Below are 20379 nucleotides of genomic sequence, written 5' to 3'. Positions count from 1 at the left end.
TCCGGGTTCTACGTCCTCCCTCTCAACGCGCCGGGACGTCGTGCGGTTCCGGAACCCCCACGTGCCGGGCTGGTGGCGGTGCTCTCCGGGGCCGGTTCGGCGGCCGGGTCGAGCCGCGGCGGCGGTGGCACGTGTGCGACCCAGGTGGCCAGGACGTCCCGTTCGTGCACCAGTTCGGCGACCGCTCCGGCACCGTCCACCGTGCCCGTGCCGGGGTAGGAGAAGTCCGGTGCCCAGTGCAGGGCGTCGAACGGGCACGCCTCCACGCAGATCCCGCAGTACAGGCACTGCCCGTAGTCGATGGCGAACCGGTCGAGCACGTTGCGCGCGCGGGGACGCGCGGAACCGGGCTGCTGCTCGACCTCGGTGTGCGAGTCGATGTGGATGCACCAGTCGGGGCACTCGCGGGCGCAGATCATGCAGACCGTGCAGTTGGCCTCCAGCAGCGCGATCACGCCTCGGGTGCGTGGCGGCAGGTCGGGCGCGGCGCTTCCGGGCACGTCCGGCGGCACCTCGGGCGCGGCTCCCGCCGGGGCGTCCGGTGGCAGGTCCGACGCGGTTCCCGCCGGCACGTCCGGTGACAGGTCAGGCACGGTTCCCACCTTCACGTCGAGGTCCCCAGGACGGGTCGGGCACGCCGGGTGGCGCGGTGCGGCGGCGGCTGGGGGCGGAGGTGCCGTCCTCGCCGGGTTCGAGGCGTCCCGGCCATGGTCTTACGACGCGCGAGGCGAGCACGAAGTCCTTGCGCAGGGGGAAGCCGGCGAACGTCTCGGGCAGCAACAGGTGTGCGGCCGGCTCGGCCAAGGCGATGCCGAACATCTCGGCGGCTTCCCGTTCGTGCCAGGCCGCGCCCGCCCACAGACCGGCCACGCTGGGCAGCGGCTCGTCACCCACCTCGGTGCGCAGCAGCAGGCCGAGCCTGGTGTCGGGCTGGATGACGTGCAGGAATACCGCGTGCCGCAGACCGGACGCGCCGGGCCGGCCGGCGTCTTCGACACCGAGCCAGTCGAACGCCACGCAGTCCAGCACGTCGTGGGCGTGCCGGGCGGTGTCCAGCCAGCGTTCCACCGGGACGTGCGCGACGGTCTGCCCGAACGCGGTCCTGGTCTGCGCATCGGGCACCTGCGCGGCGAGTTCGGCGGAGGCGGCGGTCACGACACGAGCCGGTGCAGCGCGGCGAGGCCTTCGAGCAGCGCCTCGGGGCGGGGCGGGCAGCCCGGGACGGCGACGTGCACCGGCAGGGCCTGGTCGATGCCCTTGGTGACGCTGTAGGAGTCCCAGTACGGGCCGCCGGTGTTGCTGCACGCGCCGACGGACAGCACGTAACGCGGTTCCGGCATCTCCTGGTACGTGGCGATCACGGCGGGCAGCATGACATCGGTGACCGTGCCGGAGACGATCAGCACGTGCGCCTCGCCGGCGGCGTGCGCCACGTCGACCCCCAGCGCGGCCAGGTCGTGCGGCCGGCCGCCTTCCAGTGCCGCCATGACCTCGACGCCGCAGCAGGCGAGTCCGAGGTCCAGCACGGTGACCCGGTACGTCGTGCCCCAGTCCAGGGTGGAAACCGTCACATCGGATCAGGTTAATACGTGGGGGCCCGCCCGGCTCGCGCCCGGCGGGCCCCCAACCCCCCAATACTCCCCCTGATTGCTCCCACGTGAACACGCACCCGGGTTGCGGCAGAAGTCTCTTACGGATCGCGTATACCTGTCCAGGGAAATCGGTCAAGATCTTCGGATAATTTCACGACGAACTGTGGTCAAGTTCAGTACAACTAATCGGTAGATCACTTCGCCCCGACCCGAGAGGCCCCGATGTCCACCTCGGCCCGGCTGCTGCTCCCCGCGGGCAACCAGCTCAGCAGGCTCCTGCAGACCTCGCCACTGCTGCTGGACACCACGTTGGACCAGCTCAGGACGTTGATCACAGTGCACGAGACCCGGTCGGCGCTGCGCGCGGCGCGCGTGCTCGGCCGTGAGCAGTCCAGCGTCCAGAAGCAGATCGACACGTTGAACCGGAACTTCAAGTCGCTCTGCGGCGAACCGCTGGTGGTCAAGCAGGGCCGCGGCAGGGACGTGCTGATCACGCCGACCGGCGAGGCGTTGGTGGAATTGGCGAAGCACACCCTGGGCGACTGGCTGGATTCGATTCACGAGTGCCGGCGCAGGCTCGGCACCACGCTCACCGTGGGCACCACGCGGTTCATGCTGGACTCGCTGGCGAAGGCGTGGCACCACGTGGCGGACGACTTCCGCCGGAGGGACGTGGAGCTGAAGGTCGTGCACATCCGGACCAAGGACATCTGGCACAAGCTGGAGAGCAAGGAGGTCGACATCGTCTGCGGGTCGGTGGTGACGCCGGCGGGCAGCGGTTCGCAGTTCGCGGACTTCGACGTCATCGAGTGGCGGCGCGGCGGGTTGGCGCTGCTGACGAACCTGCCGGAGCACCGGCTGGGGGCGAGCGTCGGCACCGGGGAGTTGCCGAAGCTGCCGCTGGTCGTGCCGGGCGACGGCCTCATCGCGGAGTTCCTGCGCGGCTGGTTCGGACCGGAATACCGGAACGAATTGGACATCGCGGCAGAAATCGACGAAATCCAGTACGGGATGTCGTTGTTGCGCTCCGGCCTGGTCGAGGGCTGCATGATCGTCACTTCGGGGCTGGGTGTGGTCGCCGCGAACAACGAGCTGCGGGAGGGCTCGGGGCTGCGCGTGGTGGAGCTGGAGAACGACCGGAAGCCGGTCCTGGAGCGCCTGGTCGGGGTCTTCGCCCGCAAGGAGGAGCGGGCGAAGTTCCCGTCCGACCACCCGCTCAACCTGCTGTGGGCGGCGTTCCAACGCGAGGTGGCCGACTAGCGGTCACGGCCGCGGTCATCCCGGCCGCCGGACGCTCCGCTGCCGCTGCGCCTGCCGGACCAGCCACTCCAAGCCACTGAGCTGCTTGGGAACCTCCATCCTGTCCCGTTCCACCCGCTCCTCCTCCTGCTGCTGGGGCTGAGGCGACGGCCGCCGGTCGTCGAGGTCGTTCATGGCGCGCTCCCTACCTTGGTCGACAGCGAGTGCCGTCGATCGGAGCACTCCCCACGCCCGCCTCGCTAGCCCGGTCAGCCCTATGGGTGACGCGCGGAGGAGCGGGGGCGTCGGGTCCGGATCGGCGTCCCGGACTCCGCAGCACAGCCGAAACCGCTGGCTGAGGGCTTGGCCGGGTGCCTCGATGGTCGCGACCGAGGGCGTGGCGGTCTCACCGGATCGCACACCGTGCCGAAGACGTCCGGTGGCTGCGCGCGGATCTTGGACGGAGCCGGCTCGCCCGCCGCCTCAGCGCCGGCCAGCCGGGTCCGCTCGACCTGGTCGGCCGCGATCGCGGCCCGAACAGCGTGCTTGAGACTGTTCGCCGGCTTCTGCAATTGCGCGGGCAACAAAGAGGCGCCCGGCAATGGTTCATTCCCGGACGCCTTCGTCGACGCGCCATCGATCACCGGACGGCTTCAGTCCCGCAGTTCCATGGTGCAGCACTTGGGGCCGCCGCCGGACTTGCGGAGTTCCGAGATGTCCACGAACACGGGCTCGAAGCCGCGCCTGGCGACCTGTTCGGCCAGGTTGGTCGCCTCCACCGGCAGGACCACGTTGCGGCCGTCGGAGACCGCGTTGAGGCCCAGGCACGCCGCGTCCTCGGCGGTCGCGATGACGGCGTCGGGGAACAGCCGGCGCAGGACGCGCCGGGTGCCGGGCGAGAACGCCTCGGGGTAGTAGGCGATCAGGTCGTCGGCGAGCACGAACAGCGCCACGTCCAGGTGGTAGTAGCGCGGGTCGACCAGTCGCAGGGAGACGACCGGCACTCCGAGGACCTCCTGCGCCTCGGCGTGGGCCATCGGGTCGGTGCGGAAGCCGGTGCCGGCCAGCAGGTACTCGCCGGTCCAGGTGAAGTCGCCCTCGGCTTCGTTGGTGCGCTCCGGCATCACCACCGACGTGTAGCCGTTGGCCAGGAACCAGCGGCGGAAGTGGTCGGCTTCGGGGCCCCGCTGTTCCGCCCGGAAACGCGCGCCGAGGACCTGGCCGTCGATGACGGTGCCCGAGTTGGCCGCGAACACCATGTCGGGGAGGCCGGGCTGCGGCTCGATCAGGTCGACCTGGTGGCCCAGGCGCTCGTAGGTGTCCTTGAGGGCCGTCCACTGCTCGACGGCCAGCCTGGTGTCGATGGGTTGCGTCGGGTCCATCCACGGGTTGATCGCGTACTCCACCGTGAAGTACTCCGGCGGGCACATGAGGTACCGACGGGCGGTCGGCACGCGCACGGGGGCCGTGGGCGTGGTGACGCCCAGCACGATCGGCTCGTCGCCGGGGCCCAGGAGGGAAACCGAAGTCATGGATCGAAGGGTAAAAGGGCTTCTGACCAGCGAACAATGCCGCAGTATTGCGTCTGGTGGTGCAGAATGTTGCGTGTGGACTCGATCGACCAGCGAATCATTTCGTGCCTGATGGCCAACGCCCGCTCCAGCTACGCCGACATCGGCAAGGAGGTCGGGCTGTCCGCGCCTGCCGTGAAGCGCCGCGTGGACAAGCTGCTCGACACCGGCGTGCTGCGCGGGTTCACCGCCGTGGTGGACCCTGAGCAGCTCGGATGGGGTACCGAGGCGTTCGTCGAGGTGCACTGCCGGGGCAACGTGGCGCCCCACGACATCCAGCAGCGGCTGGAGCCGATGGCCGAGGTGCTGGCCGCCTACACGGTGTCCGGAGCCGCCGACGCGATCGTGCACCTGCGCGCCGCCAACATCCACCACCTGGAGACGGCCCTGGAGCGGCTGCGCGCGGTCGAGATCATCGACCGGACGGTGTCGACCGTGGTGCTCTCCCGGCTGCTCGACCGCCCGCCCGCACCGTGACCAGGCGGCCCTAGAGTCGCGCTCATGTCAGAGGTGCTGCTGGAGCGCTCCGGCCGGGTCGGCGTGATCACCGTGCACGACCCGGAGCGGCGCAACGCGTTGACGCTCGACCTGTCCGATCAGCTGGTCGCGGCCGTCCGGGCCTGCGAGCAGGATGCCGGTGTCCATGCCGTGGTGGTGACCGGCACGCCCCCGGCGTTCTGCGCGGGCGCGGACCTGACGGCGTTGGGTGAGGCCCGGGAGCGGGGGCTGCGGCGGATCTACGCGGGTTTCCTGGCGGTGGCGGACTGCGCGCTGCCCACCATCGCGGCCGTGGGCGGGGCGGCGGTCGGTGCCGGGTTGAACCTGGCCCTGGCCTGTGACGTTCGACTCGTCGGGCCGAAAGCGCGGTTCGACGCCCGGTTCCTCCAGCTGGGCATCCACCCCGGCGGCGGGATGACGTGGATGCTGCAACGGCTCGTCGGGCCGCAGACGGCCACCGCGATGACGCTGTTCGGCCGCATCCTGGACGCCGACACGGCCGTGCGGCACGGCCTGGCCTGGGAACGGGTCGACGGCGGGCACGAGCGGCTGGTGGCCTCGGCGGTGGAGCTGGCGGGCGCTTCGGCCGAAGCCCCGCGCGACCTGGTCCGCACCATCAAGGCCACCATGCGGAGGACGGCCGTGCTGGACGCGCACGCCGACGCGGTGGACACCGAGCTCGCGCCCCAGGTCGCCTCCATCGAAACCCCGGAGTTCGCCGCCAAGCTGGCCGCGATGAAGGCCCGGATCAGCGGGCGGGCGTGACCGCGGGCGTGCTCGGCGGACCGCTCCCGCCCGGACCTGGACAGGGTGCTCGATATACCTGTAACTTCCGGTAACAGTTACCGTCGGGTACACGCGAACGTGCGGTGATTGCCGGGCGGTTGGCCCAGGTGACACCAGGTGGGACGGATCGTCCCGCAGAGTGGTACAGCGGAAACCGGCCCGCGGTCGGGCACGACTACCCTCGCGAAGGGGGAGGGGCGACTTGCCTCTTAGCGGGTGCGAAGAGAGGGATCGGCGTAGGACATGACTACCGACGTTGGTAACGGCGCCGCGCCAGGTGGCGAGGTCCGCAAGCTCGACCGCGTGGTGATCCGGTTCGCCGGCGACTCCGGCGACGGCATGCAGCTCACGGGAGACCGGTTCACCTCGGAAGCCGCGGCGTTCGGCAACGACCTCGCGACCTTGCCGAACTTCCCGGCCGAGATCCGGGCGCCACAGGGCACGCTGCCCGGCGTCTCCAGCTTCCAGCTGCACTTCGCCGACTACGACATCCTCACGCCCGGCGACCGCCCCGACGTGCTGGTGGCGATGAACCCGGCCGCGCTCAAGGCCAACATCGGCGACCTGCCCAAGGGCGGGATGCTGATCGTGAACACCGACGAGTTCACCAAGCGCAACCTGGTGAAGGTCGGCTACGACGCCAACCCCCTGGAGGACACCTCGCTGGAGGCCTACCAGGTGCACAAGGTGGCCATGGCGACGCTGACCATCGGCGCGCTGGAGAACACCGGGCTGGGCAAGAAGGACGCCGAGCGGGCCAAGAACATGTTCGCGCTCGGCCTGCTGTCCTGGATGTACCACCGGCCCACCGAGGGCACCGAGCGGTTCCTGCGCGAGAAGTTCGCCAAGAAGCCGGACATCGCCGAGGCCAACGTGCTGGCGTTCCGGGCGGGCTGGAACTACGGCGAGACCACCGAGTCGTTCGCGGTCACCTACGAGGTCGCGCCCGCCAAGCTCAACCAGGGCACCTACCGGCAGATCACCGGCAACACCGCGCTGGCGTACGGGATCGTGGCCGCCGGGCGGCAGTCCGGGCTGCCGATCGTGCTGGGCACCTACCCGATCACCCCGGCCTCGGACATCCTGCACGAGCTGTCCAAGCACAAGAACTTCGGCATCACCACGCTCCAGGCCGAGGACGAGATCGCGGGCATCGGCGCGGCCCTGGGCGCGTCCTACGGCGGCGCGCTCGGCGTGACGTCCACGTCCGGCCCGGGTATCGCGCTGAAGTCCGAGACCATCGGCCTGGCCGTGATGACCGAGCTGCCGCTGGTCGTGATCGACGTCCAGCGCGGCGGCCCGTCCACCGGGCTGCCGACCAAGACCGAGCAGGCCGACCTGCTCCAGGCGATGTTCGGCCGCAACGGCGAGTCGCCGGTGCCGATCGTCGCGCCCCAGTCCCCCGCCGACTGCTTCGACGCCGCGCTGGACGCGGTGCGGATCGCGCTGGAGTACCGCACGCCGGTGCTGCTGCTGTCCGACGGGGCGATCGCGAACGGCTCCGAGCCGTGGCTGATCCCGGACGTGGCCGACCTGCCCGACCTCACCGTCGAGTTCGCCACCGAGCCGAACGGGCCGGACGGCACGTTCTGGCCGTACCTGCGCGACCCGGAGACGCTGGCCCGCCCGTGGGCGGTGCCCGGCACGCCGGGGCTGCAACACCGGATCGGCGGCTTGGAGAAGGCCGACGGCAACGGCAACATCTCCTACGACCCTGCCAACCACGACCACATGGTGCGGTTGCGGCAGCGCAAGATCGACGGCATCCGGGTACCGGACGTGGTGGTGGACGACCCGTCCGGGACGGCGAAGGTGCTCGTGGTGGGCTGGGGATCCTCCTACGGCCCCATCGGGGCCGCCGCTCGCCGGGTGCGCAAGCTGGGACTGCCGGTGGCGCACGCCCACCTGCGCCACCTCAACCCGTTCCCGAAGAACCTGGGCGAGGTGCTCTCCCGGTACGAGCGGGTCGTCGTGCCGGAGATGAACCTCGGCCAACTGGCGTTGTTGTTGCGAGCGGAGTACCTGGTGGACGCGATCAGCTACACCAAGGTGCAGGGCCTGCCCTTCAAGGCGGAGGAGCTGCAGGACGTGCTCGCCGAAGTGATCAAGGGAGTGTCCGAGTGACAGCGACCGATCTCGGTCTGCCCGGTCTGGGGGGCCTCGACGGAGTGCCGACTGCCCTTGAGCCGCAGAAGGCCAAGGACTACAAGTCGGACCAGGAAGTGCGCTGGTGCCCGGGCTGCGGCGACTACGTGGTGCTCAACGCCGTGCAGTCGTTCCTGCCCACGCTGGGCCTCAAGCGCGAGAACATCGTGTTCGTCTCGGGCATCGGCTGCTCGTCCCGGTTCCCGTACTACATGAACACCTACGGCATGCACTCGATCCACGGGCGCGCGCCGGCCATCGCGACCGGTCTCGCCGTGGCGCGACCGGACCTGTCGGTGTGGGTGGTGACCGGTGACGGCGACGCGCTGTCCATCGGCGGCAACCACCTGATCCACACGCTGCGGCGCAACGTGAACCTCAAGATCCTGCTGTTCAACAACCGGATCTACGGGCTGACCAAGGGCCAGTACTCGCCGACCTCCGAGGAAGGCAAGATCACCAAGTCGACGCCGCTCGGGTCGCTGGACCACCCGTTCAACCCGGTGTCGCTGGCGCTGGGCGCGGAGGCCTCGTTCGTCGGGCGCGCGGTCGACTCGGACCGGGCGGGTCTGACCGAGGTGCTGCGGCAGGCCGCCGAGCACCGGGGGTCGGCGCTGGTGGAGATCTACCAGAACTGCCCGATCTTCAACGACGGCGCGTTCGACGTGCTCAAGGACGCGGACGAGGCGGCGCGGCGGATCATCAACGTCGTGGACGGGCAGCCCATCACGTTCGGCAACGGCGAGTACGCCGTGGTGCGGGACGGGTTCGGGCTGGGCGTGGCAAAGGCGTCCGAGGTGGCGGCCTCGGACGTCGTCGTGCACGACGCGTCCGACCTGAACCTGGCGTTCGCGCTGTCCCGGCTGTCCACCCAGGACCTCGAGCACACCGTGACCGGCGTGTTCCGCAACGTCGCCCGCACCACCTACGACGACGCGGCCAGGGCGCAGGTGGAGGCCGCCAAGTCGGCCAAGGCCGCCGACCTGGAGTCGCTGCTGCGCGGCAAGGACACCTGGACGGTCGTGTAGCCGCTCCACGCGCACCCGGCTCCGGGCACTCGGTCTGTGTCCCTGGATCTGTGTTCCTGAATTTGGGCACGGCATCGCGCACACGGAAGGGCCCCTGCTCCGCCTCCCGGAACAGGGGCCCTTCGCGTTCCCTCCCCAGGGAACCTGTGGCGGCCGGTACCGCGCCGGTCGTCTGTGCCCGGTCGGGTCCGCGTGCCGCGCGGTCTTCGTGACGCTTGCGCCGCCTTACGGTGCCGGGCGGAAGCCCGCCTTCTCCGCGTCGGAGATGGTGCGGAACCAGACGTCCGCCCTGGTCTCGCGGAAGTTCGCCGACTCGCCGGTGTAGTAGCGCCGGCCGGTGAGGGTGGCCTTGACGTGGAAGTCCGGCGCGGGCGCCATGCCGTCGGACTTCGGCAGGACCGAGCCCGGCCCGAACGGCGACCGCGGGTTGAAGCCCTCCGGCTGCTGGTAGCGGGTCGTCGTGCCGCCCGCCGGACGGCCGCCCGTGCTGGGGCTGAAGCCGACCGGACGGGGGCGGACCGGACGGGGCGGCGGCGGGCTGATCGGCTTGGACGCGGCCGGCGGGGGCGGCGGGATGTGCGGGCCGCCCGCCGAGCGGGTGGGGCGCTGCGGGAGCCCGTTGCCGGAGGAGGCGAGCAGTTCCGGGGCCAGCTTGGGGACGAACGGCTGGTCGTTGCCCGGGGCGGCGGGCTTCGGCGGGGCCGGGGGCTCGTCGTCGACGTCCTCCGGGGTGAGGAGGGGTTCGAACAGCGAGCGCGGCCGGGCCGGTTCCCTGGGCTCGGGCTTGGCCTGCGCAGCGGGCTTGGCGGGCTCTGCGGGCGGGCGGGCCGGAGCGGCGGGCTCAGGTCGTCGGGGGCTGGGCTCGGGGCGCTGGGCTGCCGGTTCGGCGGGCTGGGCGATCGGTTCGAAGAGGTGCGCGGCCGGTTCCGCGGGCTGCGCCACCGGCTCGAAGAGGTGCGCGGCGGGCTCTGCGGGCTGCGCCACCGGCTCGTCGCGATGTGCGGCGGAGTCCGCGGGTCGGGTCGGCGGGTCGAAGCGATGGGCGGCGGGCTCAGCGGATTGGGCCGGCGGGTCGACGCGGTGCGCGGCGGACTCCCCAGGCTGCGCCACCGGCTCGTCGCGCCGAGGCGACGGCTCGGAGTGTGCGCCGATCGGATCGGTGTGGTGACCGAGGACGGGTTCCGGACGGGCGGGCAGCGACTCGGCGCGGTGGCTCACCGGGCTCGTCGGAAGCGGGTCCGGGCGGTGGCTCGCGGGCTCGTGGCCGGTCTGTTCCGGCTCCGCGCGGTGGCTCACCGGTTCGGGACCGGTGCGGGCCGACTCGGCGCGGTGGCTCGCGGGTTCGGGGCGTGCGTAGGCGGTGTCGGCGTGCTGGGCCGACTGCCCGGCGCGCGCAGCGGGCTGCTCGACGTGGTGGGCCGAAGGCTCCGGGTGGTCGTCGTCCGGGTCGCCGGGTGGCTCGACGAACGCGTTGAAGTCGGAGCTCGGCTCGATGAACACGCCGAAGTCGTTGTGCGGCTCGGCGCGCAGGTCGGCCTTGGAGTGATCGGTGCCGGAGCCGAACAGCGAGGCAGGCGGTTCGAGGTGGTCCGCTTCGTCGTCGAAGCGCGTGCCGACGGGCCTGGTGTACTGCGTCGCGGCCTCGCTGTGCCGGAGGGACTCGGCGTGGCGCGCTTCGGGCTCGAAGGGCGGCGCGGTCGGCTGCGCGTGGCGGGCGGCCGACTCCTGGCGCTGATCGGCGGACTCCCAGCGCCGGCCGGCGGACCCCGGGTCCTGGTCGGCGGGCTCCGGGTGCCGGTCGGCGGGCTCCGGGTCCTGGTCGGCGGGGATCGGTGCGATCAGCTCGGTGCGCGGGGCGGACGGGTCCGGGTCCGAGGGGTCGCGGTTCGCCAGCTGGGCGTGGAACTCGTCGGCTTCGGCTCGGCGTCCGGCGGACAGTTCCGCGTAGAAGCCGGCCGGGTCGGGTCGCGAGGCGGGCAGTTGCGCCCGGATGGCCGGGTATTCGCCGGTCAGGTCGTGGTCCGGCCACAGCTGGGAGGTTTCGCGCCAGCGGCTCTGCTGCTCGTCGGTGTCGTCCCGCGGCTCGTCGGTGCTGCTCCGCGGGTCGTTGTCGCCACTCGGCGGGTCGTTGTCCGTGCTGCCGGCGCCGCTCCGCGGGTCGTCGGCGGTGTGCCGCGCCTCGTCGGTGCCGTCCCGCAGGTCGTCGGCGGTGTCCAGCGGCTGGTCGGCGCGCCGGCGGCCTCCGGCGCGGTCCGGGCCGCGGACGTCCGGGTCGTCGGTGTGCCGGACGTCGTCGGGGCGGTCCGCACGACGGGTGTCCGGGTCGTCGGCCCTGGCGTCCACCTCGGCGATGGCGCGGGCCAGGGCGGTGGCCGGGATGAGGGTGGTCTGCTCGGCGGCCGAGTGCTCCGGCTCGTCGTCCTGCTCGGAGCCCTCGGTCGGGGCGCCGTCCTCGCCGTAGACCTCCTGCGCGCCGGCCGGTTCCTCGCGCCACACCTCGCGGGGCTGGAAGGCCTCCACCTCGGGTGGTGCGGTGGGCTCGGAGTGGGGCGCGGCCGGTTCGGCCACCGGCACGGCGGGCGGCAGCAGCCGGGCTTCCCCGGCCGGGGGTTCGGGGGCGGCGTGCGTGCCGGCAGCGGGGTCACCGGGGCTCAGGCGTTCGAACAGGCTGCGCGGGCGGTCCTCGTCGGACTCCGGGAAGTCGTGCTGCTCCTCGAAGTCCGACAGCGGGCGGTGTTCGTCGTCGAGTTCTTCGACCGGGTCCTCGCGCTTGTCCAGCTTCAGGTTCGACACGTCGTAGCGCGGCGGCTCGTCCTGGAGCAGCTCGTCCACCGGCGAGCGGTTCTCCACGTGCCAGTTGTCGAAGCCGTCGCGCGCGGGCTCGACCGCCGGGGTGGTCGGGCGCGGGGCCGTGAGGAACCGCTCCTCCAGCTCCTGCAGCTCCTTCTTGGCCGGACGGACCAGCACCAGCCAGGTCAGCGCGACGCCTGCCACGAACGACAGCAGGCTCCACAGCCACACCTGCCCGAAGAGCGAACTCACGGGAGACCCTCCCACTGCACAGTCCTGTCACACCCCGACGCGCTCCGCTCCCGAGCCTTCACCCGGTAGGGGAAGCGGTGCAAAACTACCCTGACCGCACCGCCGGGCGCGCCCGGCCGCCCGGACGTCCGGCCATGCTGGAATGGTAGGCCACCCGGAGCAACTGACCAGGGGAAACGGTCGGCGTAGAGTAGCCCTCGTGCCGCCGTTGACGAACTCTTCCGCCGCGGCGGACACCGAGCACGCCAATCGCGGGGTCGTCTTCGGCGTCGGGGCCTACTTCATCTGGGGCATCGTGCCCGCCTACTGGCCGTTGCTGGCGCCGGCCGGCGCGGTGGAGATCCTGGCGCACCGGATCGCCTGGTCGCTGCTGGTGATGGTGCTCATCACGGCCGTCCTCGGCCGGTGGGCGGGGCTGCGCACGCTGTCCCGGCGAGGCTGGCTCATGGTGGCCGCCGCCTCCGTGCTGATCGCGGTCAACTGGGGCGTCTACATCCACGCGGTCAACACCGGCCACGTCGTCGAGGCCGCACTGGGCTACTTCATCAACCCGCTGGTCAGCGTGCTGCTCGGGGTGCTGGTGCTGCGGGAACGGCTGCGGGGCGCGCAGTACGCGGCGATCGCCACCGCCGTGGCGGCGGTGGTGGTGCTGGCCGTGGACTACGGGCGGCTGCCGTGGATCTCGCTGGCGCTGGCCTGCTCGTTCGGCCTGTACGGGCTGCTGAAGAAGACCGTGCCGCTGGACGCCACCGCGAGCCTCACCGCGGAGAGCATCGTGCTGGCCCCGCTCGCGGTCGGCTACCTGGTCTGGCTCGGCCCGGCCGGCACGTTCCACGACCACGGCGTCGGTCACGCCCTCGTGCTGGTCTCGGCGGGTGTGGTGACGGCCATCCCGCTGATGCTGTTCGGCGCCGGCGCCCGGCGCGTCCCGCTGATCACCATGGGGATGCTCCAGTACCTCGCGCCGATCCTCCAGTTCGCGTGGGGCGTGTTCGTGAAGCACGAGCCGATGCCGCCGTCGCGGTGGTTCGGGTTCGCCCTGGTGTGGGTGGCGCTGGCGGTGTTCACCGTGGACGCCCTGCGGTCCCGGCGCAAGCCGCAGCAACTGCTCGCGCCGATCGAGTGAACCCGACGTGCACCTCTCGAAGGCGCTGCACGGCCTCACCGCACGGGACGCACAACCGACGACGCACCCGGCGAACGGCCGGCGCGCGGTTCAGTGCGAGCGGCTGACCACGTACTCGCTGACCGACTCCAGCGCGTCACGGGCCGTGCCCGCCGGCAGTTCGAGCAGCGTGGCACGGGCGCGGGTCGCGTAGTCGTCCAGCGTCTGCCGGGCGCGGACCAGGCCGGACGACGACCGCAGCAGCACCAGCGCCTCGTCCACCTCGGCGTCGTCGGTCAACGGCCGCGCCAGCAGCGACGCCAGCCGCGAGTCCGGCTCGTCGGCCAGCGCGTACAGCATGGGCAGCGTCTTCACGCCTTCGCGCAGGTCGGTGCCGGGGGTCTTGCCCGACTCGGACGACGGGCTGGCGATGTCGATCACGTCGTCGGAGATCTGGAACGCCGCGCCGATGATCTCGCCGTACGCGCGCAGCGCCTCCACCTGGGCGGGCGTGGTGTCGGAGAACATCGCGCCGAACCGGGCGGCGGTGGCGATCAGCGAGCCGGTCTTCTCCGCGATGGTGGTCAGGTAGTGCGCGATCGGGTCCTCGCCGCCGCGCGGGCCCATGGTCTCCCGCATCTGGCCGGTGACCAGTTCGGAGAACGTCTCGGCGATGATCCGGGCGGCCCGCGTGCCGAGGTCGGCGACCAGCGCGGAGGCGTGCGCGAACAGGTAGTCGCCGGTCAGGATGGCGATGCTGTTGTCCCACTTGGCGTTGGCCGACACCGCGCCGCGGCGCATGGTGGCCTCGTCCATCACGTCGTCGTGGTAGAGCGTGGCCAGGTGGGTCATCTCCACCACGGCCGCGGCCTTGATGACGCTCTCCCGGTCCCACGTGCTGCCGACCTGGGCGGACAGGATGGTGAACAGCGGGCGGATGCGTTTGCCGCCCGCGCTCACCAGGTGCAGCGACGTCTCCATCACCGGGTGGAACTCGCTCTGCACCACTTTGTGCAGCACTTCCTCCACCTCGGCCAGCCCGGCCTGCACCACCTCCGCGAGCACGGGGTCCGCAAACCGGAACCCCGCCCCCGCCCGCTCGCTACTGGTCACTCCTGAAGCCTACGTACCACTAGAAGATGAACCCGCCGGCACCCGCCCAATCGAGGGCGAACGCGGGCCAGACACCGAGCACGAGGGTGATCGCGGCACCCATCGTGATGGCCACCGTGGTGAACGCGCCGGGCACGCTCACCGTCGGGCCGTCCGGCGCCGGCTCGCTGAAGTACATCAGCACGATGACCCGCAGGTAGAAGAACGCGGCCACCGCCGAGGCCACCAGCGCGATCACCACCAGCGGCGCCATGCCGCTCTGCAACGCCGCCGCGAACACCACGAACTTGCCGATGAACCCGCTGGTCAGCGGGATGCCGGCGAGCGCGAGCAGCAGGAACGTGAACACCGCGGCGGTGATCGGCGAGCGCTTGGCCAGCCCCGCCCACTGGGACAGGTGGGTGGCCTCGCCGTCGGCGTTGCGGACCAGCGACACCACGCCGAACGCGGCGATGGTGGTGAAGCCGTAGGCCATCAGGTAGAACATCGTGCCGGACAGGCCCTCGCTGGTCAGCGTGATGGACCCGATCAGCAGGAAGCCCGCGTGCGCGACCGACGAGTAGGCGATCATCCGCTTCACGTCGGTCTGGGTGAGGCCGAGCACCGCGCCGATGACCATGGACGCGATGGCCACGCCCCACAGCACGCCGTTCCACTCCCAGCTGGACTTCTCGAACGCCACGAACAGCACCCGCAGGATGCCGCCGAACGCGGCGACCTTCGTGCACGCCGCCATGAACGCGGTGATCGGCGTCGGCGAGCCCTGGTAGACGTCCGGGGTCCACGCGTGGAACGGGCCGACCGAGGCCTTGAACAGCAGACCGACCACCAGCAGGCCGAAGCCCGCGTAGAGCAGCGTGTCGGACCGGTCGGTGCCGGCGGTCGCGGTGGCGATGTCGGCCAGCTTCACCGAGCCCGCGAAGCCGTACAGCAGGGCCACGCCGTACAGGAAGAACGCCGAGGCGAACGCGCCGAGCAGGAAGTACTTGACCGCCGCCTCCTGCGACAGCAGCCGCCGCCGGCGGGCCAGGCCGCACATCAGGTACAGCGGCAGCGACAGCACTTCCAGCGCGATGAACATGGTGAGCAGGTCGTTCGCGGCGACGAACACCATCATGCCGCCGAGCGCGAACAGCGTCAGCGGGAACACCTCGGTCTGCATCCCGAACCGGCCCGCCTGGGCGCGGTCCTGGACGGTGCCGGGCCGGATGGCCGCGTCGGCGACGAACGCGCCGCCGGGCTCCACCGAGCGGTCCGCGATGAGCAGCACCGCGCCGAAGCCGAGCACCAGCAGGGTCGCCCACAGGAAGATCACCGGCTGGTCCACCGCGATCGTGCCCGCGAGGGTGACCTTGCCCTGGTCGGGGGTGTCGTCGGCGGCGGCGTAGAAGCCGAGCGCCGTGCCGGCCACCACGATGGTCAGCAGGGTCAGCACGACCTGGGCGGCCCACCGCTGGGTCTTCGGCAGGAAGGCCTCCACCAGCACGCTGAGGCAGGCCGCGCCGAGCACGACCAGGATCGGCGAGACCGCCAGGTAGTCGATCTCGGGGGCCTGAAGCCGCTGGGTCTGAGCGAGGAGCGTCTCCACGTCACTTGCCTTCCTGCGTGACCGGGTCGGCCACCCCGACCTCGCTGAGCGTCGCCCCGACGGACGGGGTGATCACGTCCAACACGGGCTTCGGGTAGAACCCGAGCACCAGGATCAGCGCCACCAGCGGCGCGAGCACCGCCAGTTCCCGCTTGTTCAGGTCGCGCAGCCCGGCGCGCTCCGGGTCGACCACCGCGCCGGGGCCGCCGGTCGCGCCGACCAGCGCGGTGCCGCGCACCGGGCCCTGGAACACCCGCTGGTACAGCCAGAGGATGTACAGCGCGGCCAGCACCATGCCCAGCGCGGCCAGGATCGTGTACACCGGCTGGTTCGGGTACGAGCCGACGAGCACCAGGAACTCGCTGACGAACGAGTTGGTGCCGGGCAGCGCCAGCGACGACAGGCCGGCCACGAAGAACATGCCGCCGAGGACCGGCGTCAGCTTCGCCATGCCGCCGTAGTCCTCGATCAGGCGCGAACCGCCGCGGGCCATCACCATGCCGACCACCAGGAACAACATGCCGGTGGAGATGCCGTGGTTGACCATGTAGAGCACCGCGCCCGCGCCGGCCTGCGAGCTGAACGCGAAGATGCCCAGCGCGATGAAGCCGAAGTGGGCGATCGACGTGTACGCCACGAACCGCTTGAGGTCCGACTGGCCCACGGCCAGCAGCGAGCCGTACAGGATGCCCGCCACGGCCAGCACCAGGATCAGCGGCGCGAGCTCCTGACTGGCCAGCGGGAACATCGGCAGGCAGTAGCGCAGGAAGCCGAACGTGCCGATCTTGTCCAGGACACCGACCAGCAGCACGCCCGCGCCGACCGGCGCTTCGGCACCGGCGTCGGGCAGCCAGGTGTGCAGCGGCACCAGCGGGGCCTTGATCGCGAACGCCGCGAAGAACCCGAGGAAGAGCCAGATCTGGGTGGACAGCGGCAGGTCCCGCGTCACGGTGACCAGCGTCGCCCAGTCGAACGTGCCCGCGCCCAGCTTGTCGGCGGCGGCCACGTACACGCCGATCACCGAGGCCAGCATGATCAGGCCGCCGAGCAGCGAGTAGAGGAAGAACTTCATCGCCGCGTACTGCCGGTTCGGCCCGCCGAAGCGGCCGATCAGGAAGTACATCGGGACCAGCACGGCCTCGAAGAACACGTAGAACAGGAACACGTCGGTGGCCGCGAAGACACCGACCATGCCGGTCTCCATCACCAGCAGCAGCGCGAAGAACCCGCCCGCGCTGCGGCCCTCGGGCAGCTTGTCCGCCCAGGAGCCGCCGATGACGACCGGCACCAGGAACGCGATCAGCGCGATCATCACCAGCGCGATGCCGTCCACGCCGAACGACAGGCGCACGCCGAACGCGGGGATCCAGTCAGCCGAGCTGGTCAGCTGGAGCCGCTCGTCCGACGAGGGGTCGTAGCCGGTCCAGGCGAATACCGCGATCACCAGTTCGACCAGCGACACGGCCAGCGCGACCGCCTTCGCCAACCGGTCGTTGCCCCGCAGGAAGGCCACCACCACGCCGCCCGCGAGGGGCAGCAGGAGCAGCGCGATCAGCGTCCAGCTCACGAGAACCTCACCATCAGCAGCGCGCCCAGGACGAAGATCGCACCCAGGAGCATGGAGAGCGCGTACGAGCGCACGAACCCGGTCTGCAACCTGCGCAGCCGGCCCGAGCTACCGCCCAGCAGCGCGGCCGACCCGTTGACCAGGCCGTCCACGCCCTTGTTGTCCACGAACACCAGCGCGCGGGTGAGCCAGGTGCCCGGCCGCGCGAACAGCGCCTCGTTGAGCGCGTTGCCGTACAGGTCGGCGCGCGCGGCGCGGACCGGGAACGACACCCGCTCCGGCCGGGTCGCCGGCTGCGGCTTGCGGCCGAACAGCAGCCACGCCACCAGCACGCCCAGCGCGGACAGGCCGAGCACCAGGAAGTTGACCACGGTGTGGTCCAGCACGCCGTGCTGCTCCCGGAGCTCCCCCAGCGACGGCGTGAGCCAGCCCGCCAGGTTGTGGTTCGTGGCGAGGAGGAAGCCCGCGCCGACCGAGCCGATCGCCAGCACGATCATCGGCACCGTCATGGACGGCGGCGACTCGTGCGGGTGGTACTCGCGGCCGTCCTCGCTCCTGAGCTCCGTCCAGCGGGCCTTGCCGAGGAACACCAGGATCAGCAGGCGGGTCATGTAGAACGCGGTGATGCCCGCGCCCAGTGCCGCCGCGCCGCCGAACACCCAGCCCCGCCAGCCCTGCTCGCTGAAGGCCGCCGCGATGATGGCGTCCTTGGAGTAGTAGCCGGACAGGAAAGGGAAGCCGATCAGCGCGGCGTAGCCGAGCAGCCAGGTGAAGAAGGTGATCGGCATCTTGCGCCACAGCCCGCCCATCCGGCGGATGTTGCCCTCGTCGTTCATGCCGTGCATGACCGAACCGGCCCCGAGGAACAGCCCGGCCTTGAAGAAGCCGTGCGTCAGCAGGTGCATGATGCCCAGCGCGTAGCCGATCGGGCCGAGGCCGACGGCCAGGATCATGTAGCCGATCTGGCTGACCGTCGAGTACGCGAGGACCTTCTTGAAGTCGTCGTAGGCGCAGCCGATGACGCACCCGATGACCAGCGTGACCGCACCGATGATCATCACGACCAGCCGGCCGTCGGCGGACGCGTTGTAGATCGGGTTGGACCGGGCGATCAGGTAGACGCCCGCGGTGACCATCGTCGCCGCGTGGATCAGCGCGGAGACCGGCGTGGGGCCGGCCATGGCGTCCGGGAGCCACGCCTGGAGCGGGAACTGGCCGGACTTGCCGCACGCGCCGAGCAGGAGCAGCAGCGTCACCGCGGTGACCTCGGCCGCGGACAGCTCGCCGACCCGGGAGAACACCTCGGTGTACTGGGTGGTGCCGAGCTCCTTGAACAGGATGAAGATCGCGATCGCCAGGCCCAGGTCGCCGACCCGGTTCATCAGGAACGCCTTCTTCGCGGCACTCGCGGCTTCCGGCTTGTGCTGGTACCAGCCGATCAGCAGGTAGGAGGCCAGACCCACGCCCTCCCAGCCGAAGTACAGCGTCACGAAGCCGTTGCCCAGCACCAGCAGGAGCATCGCGGCGACGAACAGGTTCAGGTAGCCGAAGAACTTCCGCCGGCCGGCCTCGTGCGCCATGTAGCCGATCGAGTAGATGTGGATCAGCGACCCGACACCGGTGATCAGCAGCACGAAGGTCAGCGACAGCGGGTCGATGCGCAGCGCGAACTCGACGTTCAGCGCGTTCACCGACACCCAGTCGAACAGGTGCAGCTCGCTGGTGCGCTCACCCGTCCGCCCGAGGGTGTCGAGGAACAGCGCCACGCCGTAGCCGAACGCCGCGACGACCGTCGCGCAGCCGAGCAGGTGGCCCCACCTGTCGGTGCGCCTGCCGCCGAGCAGCAGCACCGCCGCGCCGAACGCGGGCAGCGCCAACAACAACCAGGCGAGACTGCCGATCCCGCCGGCGGCGACAACGTCCGATGACCCGCTTGCGGGGTCGAGCATCAGAGCAGACACCGTGTCCCCTAGTACTTCAGCAGGTTGGAGTCGTCGACCGAGGCCGAGCGACGCGTCTTGAAGATCGACATGATGATCGTCAGGCCCACCACGACCTCGGCGGCGGCCACCACCATCACGAAGAAGGCCATCACCTGGCCGTCGAGCGCGCCGTTGATCCGGGCGAACGTGACCAGGCTGAGGTTCACCGCGTTGAGCATCAGCTCCACGCACATGAACACGACGATGGCGTTGCGCCGCACCAGCACGCCCACCGCGCCGAGGCTGAACAGCAGGGCGGACAGCAGCAGGTAGTAGGTCGGGGTCACGACTGCTCTCCCTTGAGCGCGTGCGCGTCGGCCTGGTGGCCGGTGCCGGAGACCTCGGCGACGTCGTCCTCCAGGGTCTCCTTCGCGGTCGTCTCGATGAGCTCGGACAGCGACTCGGCGGCCACCGAACCGTCCGGCAGCAACGCGGGCGTGGCCACCGAGTTGGCGGTGGCGAACACGCCGGGACCGGGCAGCGAGCCGACGCGGTCGCCGCGGAAGCGCTCCTCCACCAGTTCCTTCTGCGTCTTCTTCGCGTCCTTGCCGACCCGCGAGGTGAACGCGAGCACCATCGCGCCGACCGCCGCCGTGATCAGCAGGGCCGACGTGAGCTCGAACGGGAACAGGTAGTCGGTGAACAGCGCCTCGCCGATGTTGGCGACGTTGCCCCCGCCCTGGGTGTTCTGCTGCGCCAGGCCGACCGGCTGCACGTCGGTCAGCGCCCGCGCCAGCGAGCCGACCACCAGGCCGGCGAAGCCGACGCCCAGCACGATCGCGGCGAGCCGCTGGCCGCGCAGCACCTCGACCACCGAGTCCGAGCTGTCCCGGCCGACCAGCATCAGCACGAACAGGAACAGCATCATGATCGCGCCGGTGTAGACGATGATCTGCACGAAGCCGAGGAACGGCGCCTGCTGGACCATGTAGAGCACGCCGAGGCTGAGCATGGTGAGCACCAGCCACAGCGCCGAGTGCACCGCGTTGCGGGCGAACAGCATGCCCAGCGCGCCGGCCAGCGCCAGCGGGCCGAGGACCCAGAACGCGACGGCCTCGCCCGTGGTCACGGTGTCGACCGCGCGCTGCACGGGTTCCGGCGGCTGCGCCAGGAAGGTGAGGAA

18 protein-coding genes are annotated in these 20379 nt (G+C 71.1%); 6 read left to right on the top strand and 12 right to left on the bottom strand.

Translation table 11 applies throughout. From position 1 onward, the window contains the following. Positions 1–8 precede the first annotated feature (8 nt). From FHS29_RS06785 to FHS29_RS06775, 3 genes are read right to left on the bottom strand one after another with little or no spacing between them, the layout of a single operon-like run. Positions 9–593 (bottom strand): 4Fe-4S binding protein, encoded by a 585-nt coding sequence (locus FHS29_RS06785; RefSeq protein WP_312864794.1) that lies wholly within the window; start codon positions 591–593, stop codon positions 9–11. Further along, on the bottom strand, positions 586–1155 hold the full coding sequence (locus FHS29_RS06780; protein WP_184689302.1) for an NADH-quinone oxidoreductase subunit C: 570 nt from the start codon (positions 1153–1155) through the stop codon (positions 586–588). Before FHS29_RS06780 ends, FHS29_RS06785 begins: the two co-directional genes overlap by 8 nt. Continuing rightward, complete coding sequence (locus FHS29_RS06775; protein ID WP_184689300.1) at positions 1152–1571, bottom strand: NADH-quinone oxidoreductase subunit B; 420 nt, start codon at positions 1569–1571, stop codon at positions 1152–1154. The genes FHS29_RS06780 and FHS29_RS06775 overlap by 4 nt, the downstream gene beginning before the upstream one ends. Before the next feature lie 243 nt (positions 1572–1814). On the opposite strand from FHS29_RS06775, the gene FHS29_RS06770 reads away from it, so the two are divergent. Continuing rightward, entirely contained in the window at positions 1815–2852 is a 1038-nt protein-coding gene (locus FHS29_RS06770) for a LysR family transcriptional regulator (protein WP_184689298.1), read from the top strand. A gap of 15 nt (positions 2853–2867) precedes the next feature. Here the strand turns inward: FHS29_RS06770 and FHS29_RS06765 are convergent, their stop codons facing one another. Continuing rightward, positions 2868–3026, bottom strand: a complete 159-nt coding sequence (locus FHS29_RS06765) for a hypothetical protein (protein ID WP_184689296.1) — start codon at positions 3024–3026, stop codon at positions 2868–2870. Positions 3027–3484: 458 nt separating this feature from the next. Next, entirely contained in the window at positions 3485–4363 is an 879-nt protein-coding gene (gene ddaH, locus FHS29_RS06760) for a dimethylargininase (protein ID WP_376774391.1), read from the bottom strand. Positions 4364–4438: 75 nt separating this feature from the next. Between ddaH and FHS29_RS06755 the strand changes: the two genes are divergently transcribed. From FHS29_RS06755 to FHS29_RS06740, 4 genes are all read left to right on the top strand, one after another. Then, positions 4439–4879 (top strand): Lrp/AsnC family transcriptional regulator, encoded by a 441-nt coding sequence (locus FHS29_RS06755; protein ID WP_015105339.1) that lies wholly within the window; start codon positions 4439–4441, stop codon positions 4877–4879. 24 nt (positions 4880–4903) lie between these two features. After that, positions 4904–5665 carry an enoyl-CoA hydratase gene (locus FHS29_RS06750; protein WP_184689294.1) on the top strand — a complete coding sequence of 254 codons (762 nt, stop codon included), beginning with the start codon at positions 4904–4906 and terminating at the stop codon, positions 5663–5665. 264 nt (positions 5666–5929) lie between these two features. Next, positions 5930–7810 (top strand): 2-oxoacid:acceptor oxidoreductase subunit alpha, encoded by a 1881-nt coding sequence (locus FHS29_RS06745; protein ID WP_184689292.1) that lies wholly within the window; start codon positions 5930–5932, stop codon positions 7808–7810. After that, a complete protein-coding gene (locus FHS29_RS06740; protein ID WP_184689290.1) occupies positions 7807–8859 on the top strand; it encodes a 2-oxoacid:ferredoxin oxidoreductase subunit beta in 1053 nt (350 codons plus the stop codon). Before FHS29_RS06745 ends, FHS29_RS06740 begins: the two co-directional genes overlap by 4 nt. A 225-nt stretch (positions 8860–9084) precedes the next feature. Here FHS29_RS06740 and FHS29_RS06735 read toward each other — a convergent pair whose 3' ends face one another. Continuing rightward, positions 9085–11901: a sunset domain-containing protein gene (locus tag FHS29_RS06735; RefSeq protein WP_184689288.1), complete on the bottom strand. Its 2817-nt coding sequence runs from the start codon at positions 11899–11901 to the stop codon at positions 9085–9087. Between the two features lie 199 nt (positions 11902–12100). Here FHS29_RS06735 and rarD point away from each other — a divergent pair, with 199 nt between their 5' ends. After that, a complete protein-coding gene (gene rarD / locus FHS29_RS06730) occupies positions 12101–13027 on the top strand; it encodes an EamA family transporter RarD (protein ID WP_312864793.1) in 927 nt (308 codons plus the stop codon). A 90-nt stretch (positions 13028–13117) separates the two neighbouring features. Here the strand turns inward: rarD and FHS29_RS06725 are convergent, their stop codons facing one another. From FHS29_RS06725 to FHS29_RS06700, 6 genes are read right to left on the bottom strand one after another with little or no spacing between them, the layout of a single operon-like run. Beyond that, the gene (locus tag FHS29_RS06725; RefSeq protein WP_184689284.1) at positions 13118–14119 is read right to left on the bottom strand and encodes a polyprenyl synthetase family protein; all 1002 of its coding nucleotides are present in this window, start codon (positions 14117–14119) and stop codon (positions 13118–13120) included. Between the two features lie 19 nt (positions 14120–14138). Continuing rightward, on the bottom strand, positions 14139–15707 hold the full coding sequence (gene nuoN / locus FHS29_RS06720) for an NADH-quinone oxidoreductase subunit NuoN (RefSeq protein WP_184689282.1): 1569 nt from the start codon (positions 15705–15707) through the stop codon (positions 14139–14141). A gap of 1 nt (position 15708) precedes the next feature. Continuing rightward, the gene (locus FHS29_RS06715; RefSeq protein WP_184689280.1) at positions 15709–17274 is read right to left on the bottom strand and encodes an NADH-quinone oxidoreductase subunit M; all 1566 of its coding nucleotides are present in this window, start codon (positions 17272–17274) and stop codon (positions 15709–15711) included. Continuing rightward, positions 17271–19223: an NADH-quinone oxidoreductase subunit L gene (nuoL, locus tag FHS29_RS06710; protein ID WP_221455482.1), complete on the bottom strand. Its 1953-nt coding sequence runs from the start codon at positions 19221–19223 to the stop codon at positions 17271–17273. Before nuoL ends, FHS29_RS06715 begins: the two co-directional genes overlap by 4 nt. A gap of 20 nt (positions 19224–19243) precedes the next feature. Then, on the bottom strand, positions 19244–19543 hold the full coding sequence (gene nuoK, locus FHS29_RS06705; RefSeq protein WP_184689278.1) for an NADH-quinone oxidoreductase subunit NuoK: 300 nt from the start codon (positions 19541–19543) through the stop codon (positions 19244–19246). Next, positions 19540–20367, bottom strand: a complete 828-nt coding sequence (locus FHS29_RS06700; protein WP_184690018.1) for an NADH-quinone oxidoreductase subunit J — start codon at positions 20365–20367, stop codon at positions 19540–19542. Before FHS29_RS06700 ends, nuoK begins: the two co-directional genes overlap by 4 nt. Between the last annotated feature and the right edge of the window lie 12 nt (positions 20368–20379).

The sequence above is a fragment of the Saccharothrix tamanrassetensis genome (assembly GCF_014203665.1).
GTDB lineage: Bacteria > Actinomycetota > Actinomycetes > Mycobacteriales > Pseudonocardiaceae > Actinosynnema > Actinosynnema tamanrassetense.
Note: the sequence above shows the minus strand (reverse complement) of the source record. Positions and strands in the feature narration are given on the sequence as shown.

Coding starts and splice junctions, on each gene's coding strand:
- FHS29_RS06770 (WP_184689298.1), top strand. CDS start 1,815: ATGTCCACCTCGGCCCGGCTGCTGCTCCCCGCGGGCAACCAGCTCAGC.
- FHS29_RS06765 (WP_184689296.1), bottom strand. CDS start 3,026: ATGAACGACCTCGACGACCGGCGGCCGTCGCCTCAGCCCCAGCAGCAG.
- ddaH (WP_376774391.1), bottom strand. CDS start 4,363: ATGACTTCGGTTTCCCTCCTGGGCCCCGGCGACGAGCCGATCGTGCTG.
- FHS29_RS06750 (WP_184689294.1), top strand. CDS start 4,904: ATGTCAGAGGTGCTGCTGGAGCGCTCCGGCCGGGTCGGCGTGATCACC.
- FHS29_RS06745 (WP_184689292.1), top strand. CDS start 5,930: ATGACTACCGACGTTGGTAACGGCGCCGCGCCAGGTGGCGAGGTCCGC.
- nuoL (WP_221455482.1), bottom strand. CDS start 19,223: ATGCTCGACCCCGCAAGCGGGTCATCGGACGTTGTCGCCGCCGGCGGG.